Genomic DNA, 20,245 nt, shown 5'->3' with positions numbered 1-20,245 from the left:
GCTACCACTCCTCGATCTGGTCGAACGGTTTGGCCGGAGGCAGGTTGTCTGCCTGCGGATCAGCAACGTCCGTTTTCGGCGGAATCGGCTTGTCCGGCGGAGGCGATGCCTTGAGGTGCTGGCGTCGATCCGCGTCGCGCCGCGCCTTGCGCGTGGCCTTCTGTGCGGTGGTCACGATCTCGCGCATCTGCCCGATCATGCGGAACAGCGCCGACTCATCCACCTGTTCGCGTCCCTGCTGCCGCAATTTCGTCAGCGCCTGCCGTTGTTCCCAGAGGGTGACAGCCGGGTGCGACAAGGTACGGTAGGGGATTTCCAGGTAATGCTGCCCCTCCGGTTCCAGCACCCAGATACGGCTGATGTCACGCGGGTCGCGCCGGATCAGGAAAGCGGGCAAGCGGTCGCGTCGTGCGATCCACGGTTTGAGCGCATCGGCGTAGTAGTGAATGTGGTCGATGACAAAGCCGGTGCGAGTCAGAGTACGGCGAATGATGGGCAGGAAATCGACCAAAAAAGCCAAGGCGCGGGTGACGACAGCCGGTACACCGACACGCGCCACGGCTTCTGACCAGCGCGCCGCCGGCGGCTGAAGCAGGCCGTTGTGCACAGAGCCGTGATAGGTGCCCACCGCCAACGTGAGCCAGCGCTCCAGCTCACGCAATGTCAGGGCGGCCTTGTTTTCGGAATCGTAGTCCCCGCGCTGGTCAGGGTTGGAGAAGGTCGTCCCTGGCAATTCATCGTGGATCATCTGCATCGCCGTACCGATGATCCGTTCCACGATGCCGCCGTAGTGCGGCTGCCCTGGCGGACGATAGTCCAACCGGATGCCGTGCTGCTCGCAGCCACGGCGCAGCGCCTCGCTCTTGAACTCGGCCGCGTTGTCCAAGTAGAGCAGCCTGGGCTTGCCGCTCATCGGCCAATCCATTTCTATATTCAGACCCTCCAGCCAGGGACGCTTGTCGCAGGCGACATGCACAAGGCACAGGCCGACCGAAACAGATGACGGCGCTTCCAGCGTGACGACCATGCCGAGCACGCAGCGGGTAAACACGTCGATGGCGATGGTCAGATACGGACGGCCAATCGGTTGCCGGTCGCGCTCGTCCACCACGATCAGGTCGATGACCGTGTGATCAATCTGCACTTGTTCCAGTGGCGCGGTCACGGCGGGAGGCTCACCACCGACACCTTGCAGGCTGCGGGACGCATCCTGACCTTCCCGGCGGCGAGTGGCCTTGAGCGGGTCGAGGCCGGCGATCCGCAGGGCCAAAGTGTTGCGCGCCGGCACCCGTAGCTTTTGCGCTTTGCAAGCCTGCGCGACCTCGCGGTGGAACGCCGCCAGGCTACGCTTCTGCTTGGTCAGGAAGCGCTTTTGCAGCAACTCGCGGATGATGCGCTCAACTGATTCCGGCAAGCGTCCCTTGCCTTTTCCGCCGCCGGACTGGCCGGGAACCAGGTCCGTCACAAACCCAGCACCTTGCCGGGCACGCCGGATCAGGACATACACCTGCCGCCTGGATAGGCCCAGCGCTTGAGCAGCGGCATCGGCGGCTTCATGCCCAACCACTTCAAGCGCTGCCAGCGGCCCGATGATTTCGGTCCGGTGCCGGGCCTGTGCCCATGCCGCATCGGGCAGGGTGGCCACGCCCTGCTCGGCAATTGGTAATGTGTCTGACGCCATGCTCACACCTCGCTTTGGTGCACACGAGTATTGAGCATAGTCGAGATTGGTGCAGATGACTTCTGATATTGCGTGGTCAGGAGCCGACTGCACACCTGGCGTTACGCCCCGTCAATTGGTGCAGTCGTCTTCTGAAAATGACAATCGAGGCGGAAATTGCACTGCGGCTCGGCCAGGACGTCACGCCCGCGCAGGCGGCGGCGCTCGACCACGGCAACGCCGCGTCGGTCGTCGACGCCATGGCCGTGTCGGTCGAGATCGTCGATGCCCGCTGGCAAGACCTGCCCTCCACGCCCGCCCTGCTGCGCCTGGCCGATTCGCAGGTGCACGGCGCACTGGTGATCGGCGAATGGAAACCGTATGCCGCGCTCGACTGGGCTTCGCAGCGCTGTGAAACCAAGGTCGGCGATGCGGACACGGTGGTGCGCACAGGCACGCACCCGCTGGCCGACCCTACGTGGCTGCTGCCCATCTGGCTGCGCCATCTCACGCGCCACGGCCACACCGTGCCGGCCGGCACCGTGGTCACCACCGGCTCGTGGGTCGGTGTGCTGCCCTGCCGGCGCGGCGATCAGGTAACGGCCGAATTCCCCGGCATTGGCGCGGTCCGCTTGAGCGTGTAGCGCCCGCCGCCCACGCCGGAACACGCGACCAGAAAGTCCAGCACCGCGCGCACCCGGGCCGGCAGCGTGCCGGCCTTGCCGATGTACACCGCATGGATCGGTTCCACCTCGCAGGGATTGAACTCCTCCAGCAGCGGCACCAGCCGGCCCGCGTCGATGTCATGCTGTATGTGATACAGCGACAGCCTGGCAACGCCCGCCCCCGCGATCGCCAACTGACGCAAGGTCTCGCCGTCGCCCGCGCGCACCGGGCCGGCCACCGGCAGCCACTGCGTTCGCCCGTCCACGCGCAGCGGCCAATCGGGCGAATTGCGGCGGTAGCTCCAGCCCAGCCGGTTGTGCGCCTCCAGTTCCTGCGGCGTGCGCGGCGTGCCGTACTTCGCAAGATAAGACGGCGCGGCCACGATCGACTGGCTGGTCTCGCCAAGCCGACGCGCCACGAGGTCTGAAGACGGCAGTTGGCCCCAGCGGATAGCGATGTCGGCGCGCTCGTCCATCAGGTCGACGATGCGGTCGGTCAGCGCGATGTCGAGCGTGATCTGCGGATGCATCTCCAGCAAGCGCGGCACCAGCGGCACCAACCTGTGCTGCCCGAAGGACACGCTCGCATTGATGCTCACCCGCCCGCGTGGGGCCGCACCGGCCGCGGCGCAACGCTCGGCCTCGTCCATGTCGGCCAGCACGCGCAGGCTGCGCTCGTAGAACTCCGTGCCTTCTGGCGTGAGCTGCAGCTTGCGGGTGGACCGGTGCACCAGCTGGATGCCCAGGCGCAGTTCCATGCGAGAAATCAGCTTGCTCACGGCGGAGGGTGTCATGCCCAGCAGGCGCGCCGCTGCCGAGAAACCGCCCGACTCCACCACCTGGACGAAGGCCTCCATTTCGCCGGAGCGGTTGACGTCGATGCGCGGCATGGCGGCCTCCTGGTTTTGTGACTTCAAATCACAAATGCTTGTACTCGAGGCATTCTAGTCATCGAGCCCGTTTGTCTCCAAAGTACAGGGCATCATGCCAATCGCTCTACTTGCCCTCACCGCCGGTGCCTTCGGAATAGGCACCACCGAGTTCGTCATCATGGGCCTGCTGCTGCAGGTCTCGACGGACCTGAATGTTTCCATCACGGCCGCCGGCCTGCTGATATCGGGCTATGCGCTCGGGGTCGCGGTCGGTGCTCCCGTGCTCACCATCGCAACGCGCAAGCTGCCCCGCAAGACGGTGCTGCTCGCGCTGATGGCGATCTTCACGCTCGGCAACCTGGCCTGCGCCGTCGCGCCCAACTACGAAACGCTGATGGCGGCGCGCGTGATCACCTCGCTGGCGCACGGCACCTTCTTCGGCGTCGGCTCGGTGGTGGCCACCGGACTGGTGGCGCCCGAGCGCCGGGCCTCGGCCATCGCGATCATGTTCACCGGCCTGACCGCCGCCACGCTGCTGGGCGTGCCGGCCGGCGCTTGGCTGGGCCTCCACCTGGGCTGGCGCGCCGCGTTCTGGGCGGTCGCCGTGCTGGGTGTGCTGGCCTTCGCGGTGCTCGCCGTGTTCGTGCCGCGCAGCCGCAACGACGCACCGCTCGCCCCGCTGCGCGAGGAACTCGCGGTGCTGGTGCGCCCGCAAGTGCTGCTGGGCCTTGCAATGACGGTGCTGGGCTTTGCCGGCGTGCTGGCCGTCTTCACGTACATCCAGCCGCTGCTGACGCAGGTCACGGGGCTGTCGGAATCGGCGGTGTCGCCGGTGCTGCTGGTGTTCGGCGGCGGGCTGGCCGTCGGCAACATCCTGGGCGGCAAGCTGGCCGACCGCGCGACGATGCCGGCTGTGCTGGGCACGCTGGCGGTGCTGGCGGTGGTGCTGGGCGTCATGCAGTGGGTCATCGGCACGCCGTGGATGGCGGTGGCCTTCGTCGGCCTGCTGGGCGTGGCCTCGTTCGCCACGGTGGCGCCTATGCAGCTGCGGGTGCTCGAAAAGGCCTCGGGCGCCGGCCAGAACCTGGCCTCGAGCCTCAACATCGCGGCCTTCAACCTGGGCAACGCGCTCGGCGCGTGGGTTGGCGGCGTGGTGATCGCGCACGGCCCCGGGCTGCGCGCATTGGGCTGGGTGGCTGCGTTGCTCACGCTGGCGGGCCTGGCCATCGCGCTGTGGAGCCGCGCGCTGGACCGGCGCGAACCGCGCAACACGCTGCAGGATTGCGCTTCGCAAACAGCCTGATCCCTCTCTTCGAAGGAATCCGCAGGAATAGCGGGAAAGGCAGAATCCGGGGAAGCCAACGCCCCGTATCTCCTGCGCAATGCCCCTTTCTCTCCAAGTCCGCCACGCCGTTGCGACCGACGCACACGCGCTGGCGGCCTTGGCCATCCAGGTCTGGCTCGACACCTATGCCACCGACGGCGTGAATGACCTGCTGGGGCGCCATGTGCTCGACGCGTTCACGCCGTCGGGCTTTGCGACCTTGGCGCAGGACACGGCAGCCGCGCTGCTCGTTGCGCAGAATGATGCGCACCTCGTGGGATACGCGCTGCTGCGCTTCGATGCCGCGCAACCGCTCGCTCCGGCCTCCAACGTGGAGCTGTGCACGCTCTATGTGCAGGAGCGGTTCACCCGGGCCGGCGTCGGCACGGCGTTGCTCGAGCAGGTGCGCGCCACCGTCAAGAAGCGCACCGGCAACGATGCGCTGTGGCTGTCGGTCAATATCCGGAACCGGCGCGCTTGCGGCTTCTATGAAAAGCACGGCTTCGGCCTGAAAGGGACAACGTGGTTCGTGCTTGGTGAAGACCGCCACGAGAACCACGTCCTCGCGCTGCCCTGAGCGCGTTCACCGCCACTTCAGTGCGCCTCGGCTGCAGTGTCCGGCAGGTTCTTGACGGTCATGAAGAACTCGAACCGGTTGCGCCCCGCCGCCTTCGCGTTGTAGAGCGCCGCATCGGCGCGCGCCAGCAACTCTTCGGCCGTCACCAATGAATCGGCGGCGCGGTGGAACGCGATGCCGATGCTGGTCGTGACTTCGATCTGCTGGCCGTCCACCTCGAAGGGCGGCTTGCTGATGCGATCGGTGATCTTGGCCGCGACGGTGGCCACCGCCTCCTGGCCGCCGAGGTTCTCGAGCACCAGCACGAACTCGTCGCCCGCGAGCCGGGCCACCATGTCGGTGCCGCGCACGCTGCCCTGCAGCCGCCGCGCATATTCGACCAGCACGGCGTCGCCCACCGCATGGCCGAGCGTGTCGTTGATGCCCTTGAAGTGGTCGATGTCGAGGAACATCAGCGCGAGCGAATTACCGGTGAAGCGCCCGCGCAGCACCGCGTCGGGCAGGTATTCGTTGAAGGCCAGCCGGTTGGGCAGGTTGGTCAGCGTGTCGAGCCGCGCCAGCTCGATGAGCTTGTGCTCCACCACCTTCAGCGCGGTGATGTCCAGCGCCAACGAGAAGATGCCGTGCGTCAGGCCGTCGGACCGCACGTCGGGCACGTAGATCACCTGGGTGATGCGCTCGAAGCCCTTGCGCTGGGTGCGCGCCTCGAACTCCACCTTCTCGCCCGCCAGCGCGCGGGCGATCATCGGCTGGCGCGAGAGATATACCTCGCGGCCGGCAACGTCCTGCATGTGGCGCCCGAGCACTTGCGTCGGGTCGAGGCCGAGCCACTCGCGGCTGGTGGCGTTGGCGAAGGTGATTTTTTCCTCGCGGTCGATGTAGGTGATCAGCGCCGGCATGCTGTCGGTGATGGCGCGCAGCCGCAGTTCGCTCTCGGCCTGGCGCAGCTCGGCTTCCTTGAGCGCCGTGATGTTGAAGCTCATGAGGTAGAAGCCCACCACCTCGCCGCGCAGGTTCTTGTCGGGAATGAGGTTGACCTGGAAGAAGCCTTCCTTGCCGCGCATGGGCGCACGCACCGAGAAGCGCACCTTCTTGCCCGAGAACATCACCGGCAGGTAGGGCTTGTGCTGCGCGTACATGGCCTCGCCGATGGCCGCGCGCAGAGTGGTCCCCACCAGCGAGCCGTCGCCCACGCCCGCCATCTGCCGCGCCCGGATGTTGCCGAACAGGCAATTCTGGTTGCGGTCGAAGTAGCCGACCAGCGCGGGAATGCTGTCGGTCACGTCGCGCAGCCGCTTTTCCTGCTCGGTCAGCGCCTTGTGGATGGTCACTTCCTCCGTGATGTCGAAGGTCATGGAGAACACGCCGCGCACCACGCCGTCGGCGTCGATGTCGGGAATGTAGTGCGCCTTGAAAGTGCGATTGCCGATGCCCAGCGCGGCGTCCCCGGGCTTCTCGATGATCACGGCCTCGCCGGCCAGCGCGCGCGCGATGTGCGGCTCCACCAGTGCGAAGTCGCGCTGGCCGCGCACTTCGGGCATCGAGCGGCCGACCAGCGGCGCGTTGTTGTGCAGCGCGCGCACGTGCGCATTGACGAAGGTGTAGCGCAGCGACGCATCGATGTGCGAGACCATCGCGGGAATGTTGTCCGCAATGGTGCGAACCTGCGCCTCGCTGTGCGCCAGGCTCTGCTCGATCGCGCGGCGCTGCTTCATCAGTTCGTCGAAGGTGCGGGCGAGATCGCCGATTTCGTCGTGCGCGTACTGCATCGGCGCCTCGATCTCGTGGGGAGACTGCTGCGCCACCTGCATGTGGCGGTGCAGCTCGGCGAGCGGCCGCAGTTGCCGGCGCACCACGCCCAGCGCCAGCGCGCCCGCGGTCAGCGCCAGCAGCACGGCACCGATCCACGCGGCACGCTCGATGGCGTCGACACGGGCGAAGGCCTCGGCGCTCGGGTACATCGAGCCGACGATCCAGTTCGTCTGCTCGGTGCGGTCGAAGGCGTAGAGGCTGGGCACGCCGTGCTCGTCGACGCCTTCGCTCGTGCCCTCGAAGCCCGAGATTGCGCGCAGCACCTGCGGGCCGGCCCCGCCGTCGGCCTGCACGTGGTTCAGGATGCGCGAAGTACGCGGATGATCGATCACGATGCCGTCGGTGGTCGTGATGAACAGGTACCCCGTCTTGCCGATCTTGACCTCGGCGAGCGCGCCCAGGACGTTGCGGTCCTTGAGGTTGATGGCTCCGGAAATGACGTAGCGCACCTGCCCTGCACTGTCGAGCACCGGCTCGGTGATCGCCACCTGCGCCAGGCCGTTCAGGCGGTTGCGGTAGGGCTGGGAAATGATGCCCGCCTTGGACGCCACCGTCTGCTGGAAGTAGGCGCGGTCCTTGATGTTCACGCTGCCGATGGGCACCGCGCCGTTCTGGCTGGCGACCAGGTTGCCTTCCATGTCGATGAACGCGACGTTGTCGAAGGCCTGCTTGAGCGCCGCGTGCTTCTCCAGAAAAGCCTGCAGCGGCTCGGCGTCCTTGAAGTCCTGGGCCACCACGCTGTCGCCCAAAGTCTGCAGCAGGATGCGGCGGCTGCTCAGTTTCTGGTCGATCGCGTCCGCGACCGCGGACACCCGGGCAAGCTGCTCGCCGGCGATGGAGGCTCGCAGGCTGGACTTGACGAAATGCAGCGCGCAGGTCGCGATTGTGAAGGTGGCGGTGAGAACCACCGCCGCCACCCCGAGACTGAGGCGTGTGTGCAAGCCGAAGCGCAGTTTCGAAGGGCCCGAGGGATTCATTATTGGTCTTGTTCAAGCTGCCGAGGCGTGTGCAGCGGGAGTCTCCGGCGAGAGTATCGGGGCGTTCAGCATGCGACGATAGAGCTTGCAAGCCACACCTGTTCGCCTTGCACGGTTCCGGGGCCAAAGGCTTTCGGCACAGGGAACGTACGACGGTCGGCGCGGGAATCTTGCGCCGGGGTGCGGACGCAAGCGCTTCGAATACTTTTTTCCTCCAGTCAATTTTACGCACCGGACAGTCGATTTGCTGCACGACTGTTTGGGCACTTGGCTAAATGGCTGCGGGCGCCCGGCGCACGAACCGCGGCATCACGTCAAGCCGCGGCGTGCGAGCGCAGCAGCGCGTCGACCAGCGTGTCCACACGCTCCTGCGCTTGTCGCATCGACTGCGCCAGCTGCTCGCCGCCGAACTCGTCCGACTCCACCGCCGCTTCGAGCACATCGGTAATGCCGATGTATTCGAAGGCCGAACGCACGCTGCTCTCCGTGTGGTTGTGGTGCGCAACGCGGCCGCCCGCGTCGTAGCCGTGGTCTCCGCGCGCGCCCAGCAGCACCGCGCACTTGCCCGCCTCGGCCAGCATTGGCCAATAAGGCACCGCGCCACGCGAACGGTCGAAGCCGAAGGTGCGGCCCACGCGCACGATGTTGTCGATCCATGCCTTGAACTGCGACGGCACGCTGAAGTTGTACATCGGCAGGCCCACCACGATGAGGTCGGCGGCAACGAGCTGGTCGACCAGCCGATCGCTCTCGGCGAGCACGCCGGCCATCCATGGTTCGCGCGCGGCCGGTGGCGTGAAGGCGGCGTGGATCCACCGGCTGTCGACATGCGCCGGCGGCTGCAGGCCGACGTCGAGATAGTCGATGTTGTCATCGGGCCGCGACCGGCGCCAACGTTCGACGAAGCGTGCGGAAAGACGCCGCGTGTGCGAGCCGTGGGGGTCGATGCCGGAGTGGCCGGGACGCGCGCTGGCGTCGATGTGAAGAAGATTCAGTGGCATGGATGGATGAACGGATGTATCTTGTGGAGCGCTGTCGGAATGACTGCACGGGCCTCCAATCTAGGTTTGGAGCGCTTCCACTACAAACGATCGTTTCTCTTCGAATGAACGAGATTGGCTCATCCATCCGCGCCGCCCGCCAGCTGCCGCCACTGCTCTCGCTGCGTGCCTTCGAGGCCGCGGCAGCGCACCTGAGCTTCCAGCGCGCGGCCCTCGAACTCTCGGTCACCCCCTCGGCCATCAGCCATCAGGTGCGCGCACTCGAAGACACGCTGGGGCAGCCGTTGTTCCGCCGCCTCACACGGCAGCTCGCGCTGACGCCCGCCGGCCAGAGGCTTTTCGACGACCTTCGCATGGGTTTCGACGTGCTCGAGGCCGGCATCGACAAGCTGCGCCGTCCCACCAAATCACCACAGGTCACGCTGACCACCAACACCGCTTTTGCAGCCCGCTGGTTGTTGCCACGCATGGCCGCGTTCCGCGAGGCCTGCCCCGGCATCGAATTGCGGCTGCACGCGAGCGATACGCTGGTCGACCTCGCACGCGGCGACGCCGACATCGCGGTGCGCTCCGGCAGTGGCAACTGGCCCGGACTCACGGTGCGCGAACTGATGCCGGAGCGCTATGCGCCGATGTGCAGCCCGATGCTGGGACTCAAGCGCATGGCCGATCTGCCGAAGCACCAGTTGATTCATTGCAGCTGGCAGCCGCAGGCGCTTGCACCGGCGCTGTGGCCGCGCTGGTTCAAGGAAGCAGGCATCGCGCAGCGGCATGTACGCACGGCGAAGGCCCCGTCGGGCCTGTCGTTCTCCGACGAGACGCATGCAATGCTCGCAGCGCTCGGCGGACACGGTGTCGCGCTGCTGAGCCTGACGCTCTCGGCGGAAGAACTGCGCAATGGCGCGCTGGTGCAGCCGTTCGGGCCGGCGCTCGACACGGGAAGCTACTTTCTTGCGACCGCGAACGGACGGGAGCGAGAGCCGGCGGTTCGTGCGGTGTGGGAGTGGATCGGGTCGCAGGCTCCAGGCCCGGCAGAAGGCTTGGCCTGAAGACCTGACCGGCGCTGCGCAACGTCAGCGCTCGGTCTTGCTCAGGAGCGTTGGAACGACATACCCGTCGCGGTACACGCCTTCGATGATTCCCTCTACCCGATCGGTCGAATGCGCTGCCACGAACTTCCCCTCCGCTTGCCGGTAGACGACGATGGTGCAGGACGAGCGCTTGCTGAGAATGCGGGCAACGCCGGTGGCCTGGCGAAGGGTCGGGTACGTCTCCATGGAGATCCTTGGCTGTCTTATTCCCTGGATCGTAGTCTTTAGGTACTCAAGACTTGCTCGGGGCTTCTCCTGAGCAGCGTGGACGCCGGATCTGAAATGGGCCGAATTTGTGACTTATTTGCATTTTCATGCAATACCTTCGTCGGGTGTTGGCGAACGCCGCCCCGTTCATGAAGCGGTACCGTAGGCCAATGAAACAGCCAGCTCCGGCATTTTCACAAGCAACGCTTCGATCGCGCGACGCAGCGCGGCCTCCCGGGGAACAACGGCATCCCCGATCACGCCCGCGTCGAGCGTGAAACGCAGCAGGGTTCCGTCTCGCTCCTGCGTCGGTTCGAGCATCACCGGCTCGCACAGATTGCCGCGAACAAAACGCAACGACGCGGACTTTCCGCCTTGCGCGATCTTCGCCGTCAGCTCGCTGCAGGCAGCATTGAGAACGGCAAGGCCGATACGGCAGAACTCGGAGCCCACCTCGATGTGCTTCTTGTGCGAATGGCACGCAGCATGAATCGTGAGGAACATTTCAGCGATGGTCCCACCAGGGTGCCCGGGTGCGGGCTCCAGGGGCATGCCACTGTCGTACCACACCTTCACGCAAGAGCCGTCCACTTGCAGATGAATGGCCGTACAACAGCCGTCCATGGCATCGTCGATGGCATGGCACAGCGCCTGCATCACGAGCGTGGCTGCAAGATCGCCATCACCGAGATCGAAATACATCCCGGGCCGACGGCGTACCACCTCGGCTCCCGTCAGAATCGTGATTTCTCCGAGAGGATGCTCGATGCTCATGTGCGTGGACTCTCTTGCCTGTGGCCCGGTATCCTGCAAGCCTCAGGCCAGCCCGTTCAGATGTTCGTAGAGGATGAAGAACCCGATCCCGATCAGCAGCACGCCGCCGACGATCTCCGCGCGCTTGCCGACGACGGCGCCCAGCACGCGTCCCACCATCACGCCAAGCGTCACCATCGTCAGCGTGGCAAGGCCGATGGCGAGCGCGGTCCAGGCTATGTTGACGTTGATGAAGGCTAGCCCGACGCCCACGGCCATCGCGTCGATGCTGGTCGCGAAACCGGTGATGGCCAGGGTCCAGAAGGAGTTGCGGTTGGGCTTGTCGTCCACCGCGTCGGGCGTGCCGCAGCCCTCCCAGATCATTCGCAGCCCCAGCACGCTGAGCAGCGTGACCGCGATCCAGTGGTCCCACCGCTCGACGTAACTGGCGGCGGCCAGGCCGGCAGCCCAGCCGATGACAGGCGTTATCGCCTCGATGACGCCGAAGATGACGCCCGTGCGCAAGGCTTCGCGCCAGGAGGGTTTGCGCAGTGCTGCGCCCTTGCCGACAGCAGCGGCGAAAGCATCCGTCGACATGGCGAATGCAAGAAGGATCGTGGAGGCGATGTTCATGTTGGAAGTAGCAAGCAAGGCCGGTTCAAGACGCCGCGGCGCACGAACCCGCCGGCCAAAGCCGCGTCCGTACACCGCTGGTCTCGCCAACCTTTCGGCTGCTCACGCCACGGTCGCGAGGTGCGAACCGAGTATGTTGACGTGAGCGCTTCCGAAGTCCGGAAGCCGGCTACTCCCCAAGGGAGCGGCGATTCTAATTGCCTGCTTGCACGGGCTCTGTGACAGCGCCTGTTCTGGCTGTAGGGCTTTGCTACATTCGATCGCCGTCAGGTCGTCGCCCCGGCCTACTTTCAACCTGCTGAAATCTCCATGGTTCTCGTTGCCGGCTTGACCCCAAGGACGCGCAAGCCTGGACCGGCAGAGCCGACGCCCTCGCGTCGGGCGCCTACAACCTGCGCTTCAAGGACATGATCGCCGCGCTGGACAACGCGCGGGAGGCTTCTCCGCCCGAGAAGCAAGCCCTGCTGCTCAAGGCGCATGTGGAAAAAGTCAAGGCGGTACTGTTCCCGCTCCATGCGGCCGCACGCGACCAACTCGTGGCGAATCGGTTGTTGCGCCCGCGGCAGCCCTGGTCAGGGTGTTCGAGCAACTGGTAAAGCGGTAGCGTCGAGGATCGGGCCGATGCGTTGCGAAGCGAAGGGCAGCGACAGCGCCTTCAGAACCTGCCGCACTTAAGCGTCGCATAAGTTTCGGTTCGGACAATCATCCGCAGCAGCCCATTCCTCTCCTCCCTCCTCCAGGGCTGCTCTTGACCCGCCACGGCGGGTTTTTCTTTGTGCTTCCTCATGCCCCGCTTCCGTCCAGCGGCTGCAGACTTCTCACCCACTCGAACACCGCCGCCACTGCGGGCTCCGATCGCCGCGCCTCGGGGCACACCAGATGGAATGGCAACCCGGGCAGCTCCGGGCCGAAAGGCTTCACCAGGTTGCCCGCACGCAGTTCGTCCGCAATCAGCGCCAGGCTCATCAGCGCCACGCCCTGGCCCTGCAGCGCGGCCGACACGGTGTGTGTCTCGTCCGAGAACACCGGTCCCGCCGACACATCGAGTCCGGGCACCTGCGCCTGCTCCTGCCATGCGGTCCAAGTGCCCGGCTGGCTCCTGCTGCCGGGCAACGCGAAGTGCAGCAGCATGTGCCGTGTCAGGTCGCCCCGCTTTTTCAGCTTGAGCACGGGGCTGCACGCTGGCGCAAACACGTTGTCGAACAGCTTCTCGGCCACCATGCCCGGCCACTGCCCGCGTCCGTAGCGGATGGCGATGTCGGCGGTGACGCCGTCGAGCGCCACCGCTTCGTGCGATGCGTGGATGCGCAAGTCCAGCTTCGGATGCAGCGCCCGCAAGGCACCGACCCTCGGCAGCAGCCAGCGAGCCGCAACGGCCGGCGTGGCCGAGAGTGTGATGGCCTGCCGCTGCGGCGGTGCCCGAAGCCGTGCCACGGCATTTGCCATTGCATTGAACGATTCGCTCAGCACCGCCTGCAACTCGCGCCCCTGCGGCGTGAGCACCAGTTGCCTCGGCTGGCGAATGAAGAGCGCGACGCCGAGCGAGTCTTCCAGTTGCCGCACCTGATGGCTGATGGCTGTAGGCGTGACCGACAACTCGCTGGCCGCGAGCTTGGCGCTGCAATGCCGCGCTGCCGCCTCGAAGGCACGCAGCGACGCCAGTGGCGGGAGTTGGCGCAGATTGCTCATGAATGAATTAATTTTTCAGCAATGCAAAGAAATCATCGTTTGTTGCGCTCCGGATGCTTGGATAAATTGAGAACCGTGTCAAGCAGACAGCTGAAACAGCTTCATCCCACCAAGCAACGAAGAGGATCCGACCATGACCACCCTGCTCCACATCGACGCCAGCGCCCGCCCCGGTTTTTCTGGCACGCATGCCCACGGATCGCACTCGCGCAGGCTCAGCCGGCATTTCGTATCAGCCTGGCGTGCCGCACGGCCGGACGACGAGGTGATCTACCGCGACATCGGCGCCACGCCGCCGGGCCACGTTACCGGCGAATGGATCGCCTCGGGCTACACCCCGGCCGCCGAGCGCGAGCCCTGGATGCATGCAGTGCTCGCGGAAAGCGACACGCTGATCGCCGAAGTCCGCCGCGCCGACCTGCTCGTGATCGGCGTGCCGATGTACAACTTCGGAATGCCGGCGCCGCTGAAGTCGTGGATCGACAACATCGTGCGCATCGGCGCGACCTTCGACTTCGACCGAACCCGCGACAACCCTTACGTGCCGCTGCTGGCAGAGCGCCGTCGCCGCACGGTGCTGCTCACTTCATGCGGCAGCAGCGGCTACGGGCCCGGCGAGTTCCAGGCGGGAATGGACTTGCTGACACCCGGCATCACCGCCCCGCTGGCACTGCTGGGGCTCACCGAAATGCACAGCGTGGGTATCGAGCACGCCGAAGACCACGGCGACCTGCTCGACCGGTCGATCGCCGCCGCGCTAGCCCGCGTCGAGACGCTGGTGGGTGAGCTGCAGGCCGCGGCCTGAAGAATCAGGCCGAGCGCAGTTGCTCGCGCAGCTTCTGCCCGATTTCCGGCCGTTCGAGGAACGGGTCGGCCGGGTTCGTGACCGACACGATGTTCTCCATGCGGCTGCGCACGTTGCCCAGCGCCTTCGGATGGCTGAACACGTAGAACTGGTTGTCGCTGATGGCCTCGAACACCTTGGCCGCCACTTCGGCCGCCGTGATCTTGCCGCTGCTCACCGCCTTGTTGCTCATGGCCTGGCCGATGAGCTGGCTCTTGGTGAGTTCGCTGTCCTTCGGCGCGTTGGGGCGGTTGCGTTCGCTGCTCGTGATGCCGGTGGGCACGAAGTAAGGGCACAGCAGGCTCGCGCCGATCTGGTCGGTGACGAGGTTCAGGTCCTGGTACATCGTCTCCGTCAGGCTCACGACGGCTGCCTTGGCGGCGTTGTAGATGCCCATGTTTGGCGGGGTGAGCAGGCCGGCCATGCTGGCGGTGTTGGTGATGTGGCCGCGATAGGACGGGTCCTTGGCGGCGGCTTCGAGCATCATCGGCGTGAACAGGCGCACGCCGTGGATCACGCCCCACAGGTCGACGCCCAGCACCCATTCCCAGTCGGCCACGGTGTTCTCCCACACCAGGCCGCCGGCGCCCACGCCCGCGTTGTTGAACACGAAGTGAGGCGCGCCGAAGCGTTCCTTCACGGCGGCGGCCAGCGCTTCCATCTGCGCCGCGTCGGACACGTCGACCTTGCGCGCCAGCACCTGCACGCCGGCGGCTTCCATCTCGGCCTTCGCCTTGTCGAGGGCGTCCTGCTGCACGTCGACCAGCACGAGGTTCATGCCGCGCGCCGCGCCGATGCGCGCGCATTCGAGTCCGAAGCCCGAGCCCGCGCCGGTGAGAACGGCGGTCTTGCCCTTGAAGTCCTGAATCATTTGCCGGTGTCCTTCTTTTGTTGAATGTCTCTGACGTTGAAGGCGCTATTGAAATACGGAAAGCGCGCGGGCGCAGTCACGAAGGTGCCCGCCGCACGGGCTCAGGCGTCCGCCTTCTTCAGCACATAGCCGATGCGCGGAAAGTGCACATGCACCGTTCCAACGCGCTCGCCGGTACGCTCCAGCGTGTAGTGCGTGCGCGTGGCCGCGACCAGCGTGCCTGGCGTCTCTTCGAGGCCGAAGCTCTCGGCGCGGATGGTGACGGCGCTGCCCAGCGGAATGCCGTGGTCGTCCTGGAAGGTGCTGTCGGTCAGCAGCGTGTGCGGCGTGGCAGCCTTGGCCGCTGCGATGGCCTCGTCGCTCGTGAACTTCTCCGGCGCACCGTGGCCGATGGCCGCCATGCGGTCCATCCAGTCGACCACCGCGGGCGTGAGGTCGAGGATGGTTCGCACCGACTCGATGCGGCGCGTGTACCAGAGGGGGTGGTAGGCAGAGAAGTCCGCAATGCTCGGCACCTCGCCCAGCAGGAACGGCTTGTCGTCAAGCATGTCCGACAGCCGGCGCAGGTACGACTTGTAGGCGCTGGTGGCGTCGGCCGGGCGCAGGCGGGTCATGTTGCCGGCGCTCATCTTGCCGCGGTCTTCGCCGAAGGCCTTGGCGGCCTCGGGCGGCGCCTTGGCGAACACTTCGGCCGCGCCCCTGGGCTGCAGGTTCCAGGCCATCGCGGCCCAGAACAGCGTGGTGTCGGCCCACTGCGCGAGGATGCGCGACAGGCCCTTCTCCGGTTCGGGGTAGAGCGTGGGCTCGGGCTGCAGGTGCTCCAGCACGTCGGCAATGAGCGCGCTGTCGCAGTACATGTCCGCGCCGATCTGCAGGAACGGCGTCTTGCGGTAGCCGCCGGTGAGCGTTTCCACATCGGGCTTGGGCATGATCGGCGGAATGAAGACCGACTTCCACGGCAGCTTCTTCGCGCCGAGGATCAGCCGCACCTTTTCCGAGAACGGCGAGGTGGTGTAGTGATGGAGGATCAGGTCGGCCATGGGTTTTTTCCTGTGGGTTGCTTGGTCGTTGCAGTAAGCCCGGCGCGCGCTCAACAGGGCTGCGCGCGCTGGATGATCGAATCGAAATCCGTTCCGGCGCCGAGCGTGCCGAAAGCGTTGCCCCAGTCTCCGCCGAGGCGCGATGCGCAGAAGGCACCGACCACTGCCGCCGGTGCGGTCTGCGCGAGCAGCGATGCTTGCACGGCCAGCGCCACGTCCTGTGCCAGGCGACGCGCCTCGACTTCGGAGGCCATCGCCTCGATGCGTGCGGGCAGCGCATCGGCAAGACGGTCGAGCGCCGCGTGCTGGCCGCGCGCAGGCGCCAGTTCCTTCGTCAGCGCGGCAATCGCGTCGCCCTTGCGCAGGCCGCGCAGCAGGTCGAGCGCCATGATGTTGCCGGCGCCCTCCCAGATGGAGTTGAGCGGCATCTCGCGGTAGATGCGGGCCATGATGCCTTCGCCGCCCTCTTCCACATAGCCGTTGCCGCCGAGGCATTCCATGGCCTCCTGCGCGAAGTGGCTGCCGCGCTTGCAGATCCAGAACTTGGCGACCGGCGTGAGCAGGCGGGCCATCAGGCGCTCGTGCTCGTCGTCCTGGCGATCGAAGGCTTTCGCGAGGCGGATGGCCAGCGCCGTGGCGGCTTCGCTTTCGAGCGCGAGATCGGCCAGCACGTTCTTCATCAGCGGCTGGTCGATCAGGGGCTTGCCGAAGGCGTTGCGCTGCGTCGCATGGTTGAGCGCGATGCCCAGCGACTGGCGCATCAGCCCGCTGGTGCCCAGCGCGCAGTCGAGCCGGGTCATCGTGCCCATCTCGAGGATCTGCGGAATGCCGCGCCCCTCCTCACCCACCAGCCAGGCGCTGGCGCCCTGCAACTCGACCTCTGAACTCGCGTTGGCCTTGTTGCCGAGCTTGTCCTTCAGGCGCTGGATCTGGATGGCATTGCGCGTGCCGTCGGGCAGCACGCGCGGCAGGAAGAAGCAGCTGAGCCCGGCCGGTGCCTGCGCCAGCACCAGGAAGGCATCACACATCGGCGCCGAGAAGAACCACTTGTGGCCAGTGATGGCGTAGCGCTCGCCCCAGGCATCGCTGCCGTCGTGCACGGCCCGGGTGGTATTGGCCCGCACGTCGGAGCCGCCCTGCTTCTCGGTCATGCCCATGCCCATGGTCACGCCGGGCTTGTCGCTGAAGGGCTTGAGTGCAGGGTCGTACCAGAGGCTGCCGAGCTTCGGGCCCCAGTCAGCGTACACGCCGGCATTGCCGCGCAGCGCGGGCGTGACCGCGTAGGTCATGGAGATGGGGCAGAGAATCGACGGCTCCAGCTCGGTGAAGAGCATGAAGCCAGCCGCGCGCAGAACATGCGGCGACGCGGAGGTGCCGGTCCACGGCGTACCGTGCAGCCCCGCGCCCACGGCGGCGGTCATCAGCACGTGATAGCTCGGATGGAATTCCACCTCGTCGATGCGCCGGCCGAACCGGTCGTGCGTGTGCAGCGCGGGCGTGTGGATGTTGGCCAGCCGCGCATGCGCCTGCATGCCGGCCGAGCCGAGGGCTGAGCCCAGTTCATGCAGCTGTGTCGTCTGCAGCGCGGGGGCGTTGAACTTCAGCGCATCGCGCAGGGGCCGGTTGGTGTCGAAGAGGTTGTAGTCCACCAGCGGCGTGGGCTGGTTGAAGACCTCGTGCGTCGAGTTCATTCGAATACCTCCGTGCTTCGCACTGCGGTGCGCGCTTGCTTGGGGCGGCCCGGCGCGGCGCGCATGACCGGGCTCCTTGCCATGCGTTCAGCTCATCAGACCAGCTTGACGAGTTGCTTGCCGAAGTTCTTGCCCTTGAGCAGGCCCAGGAAAGCTTCGGGCGCCGATTCGATGCCTTGCGCAATCGACTCGCGCGGCTTGAGCTTGCCGGTACCCACCAGCGTGCCCAGCTCCGTGAGCGCCTCGGGCCACACTTCCATGTGTTCGCTGACGATGAAGCCTTCGATCTTCATGCGGTTGATGAGGATCAGCGCCGGGTTCGCGAGCGGCAGCGGCTGGCCGTCGTAGCCCGCGATCATTCCGCACAGCGCCACGCGGGCAAAGGCGTTGGCGCGCAGCAGCACCGCGTCGAAGATGTAGCCGCCGACGTTCTCGAAGTAGCCGTCGATGCCGTTCGGGCAGGCTTCCTTGAGCGCAGCGCTCATCGACTTGACGTCGGGGTGCTGGCGGTAGTCGATGCAGGCGTCGAAGCCCAGCTCGTCGGTCACGTACTTGCACTTGTCGGGGCCGCCTGCAATGCCGACCACGCGGCAGCCGCGTGCCTTGGCCAGCGCGCCGAAGGCACTGCCCACCGCGCCGCTGGCGGCGGTGATGACCACGGTTTCACCGGCCTTGGGCGCGATGATCTTCACCAGCCCGTACCAGGCCGTGACGCCAGGCATGCCGACCGCGCCCAGGTAATGCGACAGCGGCACGTGCGTGGTGTCGACCTTCTTCAGCGCGCCGGGCTGCGAAGCGTCGACCACGCTGTACTCCTGCCAGCCGCCGAAGCCGACCACCTTGTCGCCCACGGCGTACTTCGGGTGCTTGCTCTCGACCACTTCGCCGACCGTGCCGCCCTGCATCGTCTGGCCCAGCGGCTGGGGCTGCGCATAGCTCTTGGAGTCGTTCATGCGCCCGCGCATGTACGGGTCGAGGCTCATGTAGTGGTGGCGCACCAGCACCTGGTTGTCCTTGAGCGCCGGGGTTTCTGCGGTCACGAGCTTGAAGTTGCTCGCCACGGCCTCGCCGTCGGGGCGGTTGTCGAGGTGGATCTGCTTGTTGGTGGGCATGTGTATCTCCGGTGTTTGGGTGTCTGTCAGTCGGTCGATGGCGGGCGCATGGCGTTGGCGCTCGCGGGGCCGGTCGGCAGGCGGCGCTTCACGTACTTGAAGGTGCCGGTGGCGTGGGCGCATACCCGCTCCTGCTCGTCGTAGATCTTGGCTTCCGTGAAAGCCAGCGTCGCCGTCCGGTGAATGAGGGTGCCGCGCGCGCGCAGCGGCCCGACCGAGGGCTGCATGAAGCTGGTCTTCATCTCGATGGTGACCACGCCGGTCTCGGGCGCCACGCTTCGGGCGGCCGCGGCCATGGTGATGTCGAGCAGCGTCATGCAGGCACCGCCGTGCGTCACGTCGAAGGTGTTCAGGTGCTCGGGCTTGGCGGTGTAGGCGATCTCGGACTCGCCGCCCTCGAACTTCTTCAGTTCGAAGCCGAGGTGGCGCGCAAAGGGAATCTGGCTCGTGTACGAGCGGATGTTGATGTCGTCGGATTGATGGGATTCAGTGGTCATTGCGTCTTTTCATGGGACACCGCGGAACCGGCTTTGCCGGGCCGCTGGTGTCGCCCCCGGCGCGGGGGTAGGCGAAGCGACACGAAGTGCGCGAAGCCTGGGGGTGAGCATTGTTACGCGGCGCCCAGCACCACGCTCACGCCGCCATCGACGGCCAGCCACTGGCCGGTGATGTGCTTGCCGGCATCGCTCGCGTACAGCAGCGTCAGGCCCTTCAGGTCTTCGTCGTCGCCCAGGCGGCCCAGCGGGGCCTGTGCGGCCATTTTTTCCTCGCCCAGCGACTTGATCAGGCCGGCGGCCATCTTCGTCATGAAGAAGCCCGGGCAGATCGCGTTCACGTTGATGTTGTACTTGCCCCATTCGGCGGCCAGCGTGCGCGTGAAGCCGATGACGGCGGTCTTCGAGGTGTTGTAAGCCAGCGTCTGCATCTCGGGCGGGTTGCCGTTCAGGCCGGCGATCGAGGCGATGTTGATGATGCGCCCGGCCTTCTTCGGGATCATGTAGCCGTTGGCGATCTGCTGCGACAGGATGAAGTAGCCGCGTACGTTCAGGTTCATCACCTTGTCCCAGGCCTCGACCGGGTGGCTCTCGGCCGGCGAACCCCAGCTGGCGCCGGCGTTGTTGATGAGGATGTCGACCGCGCCCATGCGCTGCAGCGCCTCGTCGGCCAGGCGGCGGGTGTCTTCCTCCTTCGAGCAGTCGGCGGCGATCCAGCGCGCGTCGATGCCGGCGGCCTGCAGCTCGGCGGCCGCCTGCTCAAGGTCATCGGCCTTGCGCGAACTAAGCATGATCTTCGCGCCCGCCTCGCCCAGCGCGTGGGCCATCTGCAGGCCCAGGCCGCGCGAGCCGCCGGTGATGAGTGCGGTCTTGCCGGTGAGGTCGAAGAGTTTCTGGACGGTGCGGGCGGTCATGGGGTTGTCTCCGGGGTT

Annotated in this window: 19 protein-coding genes, 1 pseudogene and 1 riboswitch; of the genes and pseudogenes, 6 read left to right on the top strand and 14 right to left on the bottom strand. The window is 66.3% G+C overall.

The features are described from left to right. Position 1: 1 nt before the first annotated feature. On the bottom strand, positions 2 to 1,681 hold the full coding sequence (locus ACWV14_RS16090) for a Mu transposase C-terminal domain-containing protein (RefSeq protein WP_003830788.1): 1,680 nt from the start codon (positions 1,679 to 1,681) through the stop codon (positions 2 to 4). A gap of 143 nt (positions 1,682 to 1,824) precedes the next feature. Between ACWV14_RS16090 and ACWV14_RS16085 the strand changes: the two are divergent. Beyond that, a pseudogene (locus ACWV14_RS16085) lies at positions 1,825 to 2,304 on the top strand (fumarylacetoacetate hydrolase family protein); the annotation flags it as partial. Here the strand turns inward: ACWV14_RS16085 and ACWV14_RS16080 are convergent. Beyond that, positions 2,253 to 3,215 (bottom strand): LysR substrate-binding domain-containing protein, encoded by a 963-nt coding sequence (locus ACWV14_RS16080; protein ID WP_454909459.1) that lies wholly within the window; start codon positions 3,213 to 3,215, stop codon positions 2,253 to 2,255. The pseudogene ACWV14_RS16085 and the gene ACWV14_RS16080 overlap by 52 nt on opposite strands. A gap of 94 nt (positions 3,216 to 3,309) precedes the next feature. On the opposite strand from ACWV14_RS16080, the gene ACWV14_RS16075 reads away from it, so the two are divergent. Together ACWV14_RS16075 and ACWV14_RS16070 are read left to right on the top strand one after the other, a co-directional pair. Continuing rightward, the gene (locus tag ACWV14_RS16075) at positions 3,310 to 4,500 is read left to right on the top strand and encodes an MFS transporter (RefSeq protein ID WP_454909458.1); all 1,191 of its coding nucleotides are present in this window, start codon (positions 3,310 to 3,312) and stop codon (positions 4,498 to 4,500) included. Positions 4,501 to 4,579: 79 nt separating this feature from the next. Beyond that, positions 4,580 to 5,098: an N-acetyltransferase family protein gene (locus ACWV14_RS16070; protein ID WP_454909457.1), complete on the top strand. Its 519-nt coding sequence runs from the start codon at positions 4,580 to 4,582 to the stop codon at positions 5,096 to 5,098. 17 nt (positions 5,099 to 5,115) lie between these two features. Here the strand turns inward: ACWV14_RS16070 and ACWV14_RS16065 are convergent, their stop codons facing one another. Together ACWV14_RS16065 and ACWV14_RS16060 are read right to left on the bottom strand one after the other, a co-directional pair. Then, complete coding sequence (locus ACWV14_RS16065; protein ID WP_454909456.1) at positions 5,116 to 7,851, bottom strand: diguanylate cyclase domain-containing protein; 2,736 nt, start codon at positions 7,849 to 7,851, stop codon at positions 5,116 to 5,118. A 350-nt stretch (positions 7,852 to 8,201) separates the two neighbouring features. Then, positions 8,202 to 8,888, bottom strand: a complete 687-nt coding sequence (locus ACWV14_RS16060) for an FMN-dependent NADH-azoreductase (RefSeq protein ID WP_454909455.1) — start codon at positions 8,886 to 8,888, stop codon at positions 8,202 to 8,204. A 104-nt stretch (positions 8,889 to 8,992) separates the two neighbouring features. On the opposite strand from ACWV14_RS16060, the gene ACWV14_RS16055 reads away from it, so the two are divergent. Beyond that, the gene (locus tag ACWV14_RS16055) at positions 8,993 to 9,937 is read left to right on the top strand and encodes a LysR substrate-binding domain-containing protein (RefSeq protein WP_454909454.1); all 945 of its coding nucleotides are present in this window, start codon (positions 8,993 to 8,995) and stop codon (positions 9,935 to 9,937) included. Positions 9,938 to 9,961: 24 nt separating this feature from the next. Here ACWV14_RS16055 and ACWV14_RS16050 read toward each other — a convergent pair whose 3' ends face one another. The 3 genes from ACWV14_RS16050 to mntP form a co-directional block, all read right to left on the bottom strand. Next, the gene (locus ACWV14_RS16050) at positions 9,962 to 10,165 is read right to left on the bottom strand and encodes a hypothetical protein (protein WP_454909453.1); all 204 of its coding nucleotides are present in this window, start codon (positions 10,163 to 10,165) and stop codon (positions 9,962 to 9,964) included. 168 nt (positions 10,166 to 10,333) lie between these two features. Next, complete coding sequence (locus ACWV14_RS16045) at positions 10,334 to 10,960, bottom strand: hypothetical protein (RefSeq protein ID WP_454909452.1); 627 nt, start codon at positions 10,958 to 10,960, stop codon at positions 10,334 to 10,336. Positions 10,961 to 11,002: 42 nt separating this feature from the next. Continuing rightward, on the bottom strand, positions 11,003 to 11,572 hold the full coding sequence (gene mntP / locus ACWV14_RS16040; protein ID WP_422086622.1) for a manganese efflux pump MntP: 570 nt from the start codon (positions 11,570 to 11,572) through the stop codon (positions 11,003 to 11,005). 12 nt (positions 11,573 to 11,584) lie between these two features. Continuing rightward, a riboswitch (yybP-ykoY riboswitch) is annotated at positions 11,585 to 11,757 on the bottom strand. A gap of 222 nt (positions 11,758 to 11,979) precedes the next feature. Between mntP and ACWV14_RS16035 the strand changes: the two genes are divergently transcribed. Continuing rightward, the gene (locus ACWV14_RS16035; protein WP_454909451.1) at positions 11,980 to 12,168 is read left to right on the top strand and encodes a hypothetical protein; all 189 of its coding nucleotides are present in this window, start codon (positions 11,980 to 11,982) and stop codon (positions 12,166 to 12,168) included. A gap of 187 nt (positions 12,169 to 12,355) precedes the next feature. Here the strand turns inward: ACWV14_RS16035 and ACWV14_RS16030 are convergent, their stop codons facing one another. Continuing rightward, entirely contained in the window at positions 12,356 to 13,261 is a 906-nt protein-coding gene (locus ACWV14_RS16030) for a LysR substrate-binding domain-containing protein (RefSeq protein ID WP_454909450.1), read from the bottom strand. A 133-nt stretch (positions 13,262 to 13,394) separates the two neighbouring features. Here ACWV14_RS16030 and ACWV14_RS16025 point away from each other — a divergent pair, with 133 nt between their 5' ends. Continuing rightward, a complete protein-coding gene (locus ACWV14_RS16025) occupies positions 13,395 to 14,066 on the top strand; it encodes an FMN-dependent NADH-azoreductase (RefSeq protein ID WP_454909449.1) in 672 nt (223 codons plus the stop codon). Positions 14,067 to 14,070: 4 nt separating this feature from the next. On the opposite strand, the gene ACWV14_RS16020 is transcribed toward ACWV14_RS16025, so the two are convergent. The 6 genes from ACWV14_RS16020 to ACWV14_RS15995 form a co-directional block, all read right to left on the bottom strand. After that, entirely contained in the window at positions 14,071 to 14,976 is a 906-nt protein-coding gene (locus ACWV14_RS16020) for an SDR family oxidoreductase (RefSeq protein WP_237674343.1), read from the bottom strand. Positions 14,977 to 15,077: 101 nt separating this feature from the next. Continuing rightward, a complete protein-coding gene (locus ACWV14_RS16015) occupies positions 15,078 to 16,016 on the bottom strand; it encodes a glutathione S-transferase family protein (protein WP_454909448.1) in 939 nt (312 codons plus the stop codon). Positions 16,017 to 16,066: 50 nt separating this feature from the next. Continuing rightward, positions 16,067 to 17,707: an isovaleryl-CoA dehydrogenase gene (locus ACWV14_RS16010; RefSeq protein ID WP_454909447.1), complete on the bottom strand. Its 1,641-nt coding sequence runs from the start codon at positions 17,705 to 17,707 to the stop codon at positions 16,067 to 16,069. Between the two features lie 95 nt (positions 17,708 to 17,802). Continuing rightward, positions 17,803 to 18,819 carry an NADP-dependent oxidoreductase gene (locus tag ACWV14_RS16005; protein ID WP_454909446.1) on the bottom strand — a complete coding sequence of 339 codons (1,017 nt, stop codon included), beginning with the start codon at positions 18,817 to 18,819 and terminating at the stop codon, positions 17,803 to 17,805. A 26-nt stretch (positions 18,820 to 18,845) separates the two neighbouring features. Then, positions 18,846 to 19,316 (bottom strand): PaaI family thioesterase, encoded by a 471-nt coding sequence (locus ACWV14_RS16000; protein WP_454909445.1) that lies wholly within the window; start codon positions 19,314 to 19,316, stop codon positions 18,846 to 18,848. Between the two features lie 113 nt (positions 19,317 to 19,429). Continuing rightward, positions 19,430 to 20,227 carry an SDR family oxidoreductase gene (locus ACWV14_RS15995; RefSeq protein ID WP_454909444.1) on the bottom strand — a complete coding sequence of 266 codons (798 nt, stop codon included), beginning with the start codon at positions 20,225 to 20,227 and terminating at the stop codon, positions 19,430 to 19,432. Positions 20,228 to 20,245: the final 18 nt, after the last annotated feature.

This window comes from Variovorax durovernensis (genome assembly GCF_977011995.1).
This window is presented reverse-complemented; position numbering and strand designations above follow the sequence as displayed.

What these genes read in the sequence shown, in the direction of transcription:
- ACWV14_RS16030 (WP_454909450.1), bottom strand. Translation starts at nt 13,261, where the DNA reads ATGAGCAATCTGCGCCAACTCCCGCCACTGGCGTCGCTGCGTGCCTTC.
- ACWV14_RS16015 (WP_454909448.1), bottom strand. Translation starts at nt 16,016, where the DNA reads ATGGCCGACCTGATCCTCCATCACTACACCACCTCGCCGTTCTCGGAA.
- ACWV14_RS16020 (WP_237674343.1), bottom strand. Translation starts at nt 14,976, where the DNA reads ATGATTCAGGACTTCAAGGGCAAGACCGCCGTTCTCACCGGCGCGGGC.
- ACWV14_RS16090 (WP_003830788.1), bottom strand. Translation starts at nt 1,681, where the DNA reads ATGGCGTCAGACACATTACCAATTGCCGAGCAGGGCGTGGCCACCCTG.
- ACWV14_RS15995 (WP_454909444.1), bottom strand. Translation starts at nt 20,227, where the DNA reads ATGACCGCCCGCACCGTCCAGAAACTCTTCGACCTCACCGGCAAGACC.
- ACWV14_RS16060 (WP_454909455.1), bottom strand. Translation starts at nt 8,888, where the DNA reads ATGCCACTGAATCTTCTTCACATCGACGCCAGCGCGCGTCCCGGCCAC.
- ACWV14_RS16045 (WP_454909452.1), bottom strand. Translation starts at nt 10,960, where the DNA reads ATGAGCATCGAGCATCCTCTCGGAGAAATCACGATTCTGACGGGAGCC.
- ACWV14_RS16000 (WP_454909445.1), bottom strand. Translation starts at nt 19,316, where the DNA reads ATGACCACTGAATCCCATCAATCCGACGACATCAACATCCGCTCGTAC.
- ACWV14_RS16010 (WP_454909447.1), bottom strand. Translation starts at nt 17,707, where the DNA reads ATGAACTCGACGCACGAGGTCTTCAACCAGCCCACGCCGCTGGTGGAC.
- ACWV14_RS16070 (WP_454909457.1), top strand. Translation starts at nt 4,580, where the DNA reads ATGCCCCTTTCTCTCCAAGTCCGCCACGCCGTTGCGACCGACGCACAC.
- ACWV14_RS16080 (WP_454909459.1), bottom strand. Translation starts at nt 3,215, where the DNA reads ATGCCGCGCATCGACGTCAACCGCTCCGGCGAAATGGAGGCCTTCGTC.
- ACWV14_RS16050 (WP_454909453.1), bottom strand. Translation starts at nt 10,165, where the DNA reads ATGGAGACGTACCCGACCCTTCGCCAGGCCACCGGCGTTGCCCGCATT.
- ACWV14_RS16075 (WP_454909458.1), top strand. Translation starts at nt 3,310, where the DNA reads ATGCCAATCGCTCTACTTGCCCTCACCGCCGGTGCCTTCGGAATAGGC.
- ACWV14_RS16005 (WP_454909446.1), bottom strand. Translation starts at nt 18,819, where the DNA reads ATGCCCACCAACAAGCAGATCCACCTCGACAACCGCCCCGACGGCGAG.
- ACWV14_RS16025 (WP_454909449.1), top strand. Translation starts at nt 13,395, where the DNA reads ATGACCACCCTGCTCCACATCGACGCCAGCGCCCGCCCCGGTTTTTCT.
- ACWV14_RS16055 (WP_454909454.1), top strand. Translation starts at nt 8,993, where the DNA reads ATGAACGAGATTGGCTCATCCATCCGCGCCGCCCGCCAGCTGCCGCCA.
- ACWV14_RS16035 (WP_454909451.1), top strand. Translation starts at nt 11,980, where the DNA reads ATGATCGCCGCGCTGGACAACGCGCGGGAGGCTTCTCCGCCCGAGAAG.
- mntP (WP_422086622.1), bottom strand. Translation starts at nt 11,572, where the DNA reads ATGAACATCGCCTCCACGATCCTTCTTGCATTCGCCATGTCGACGGAT.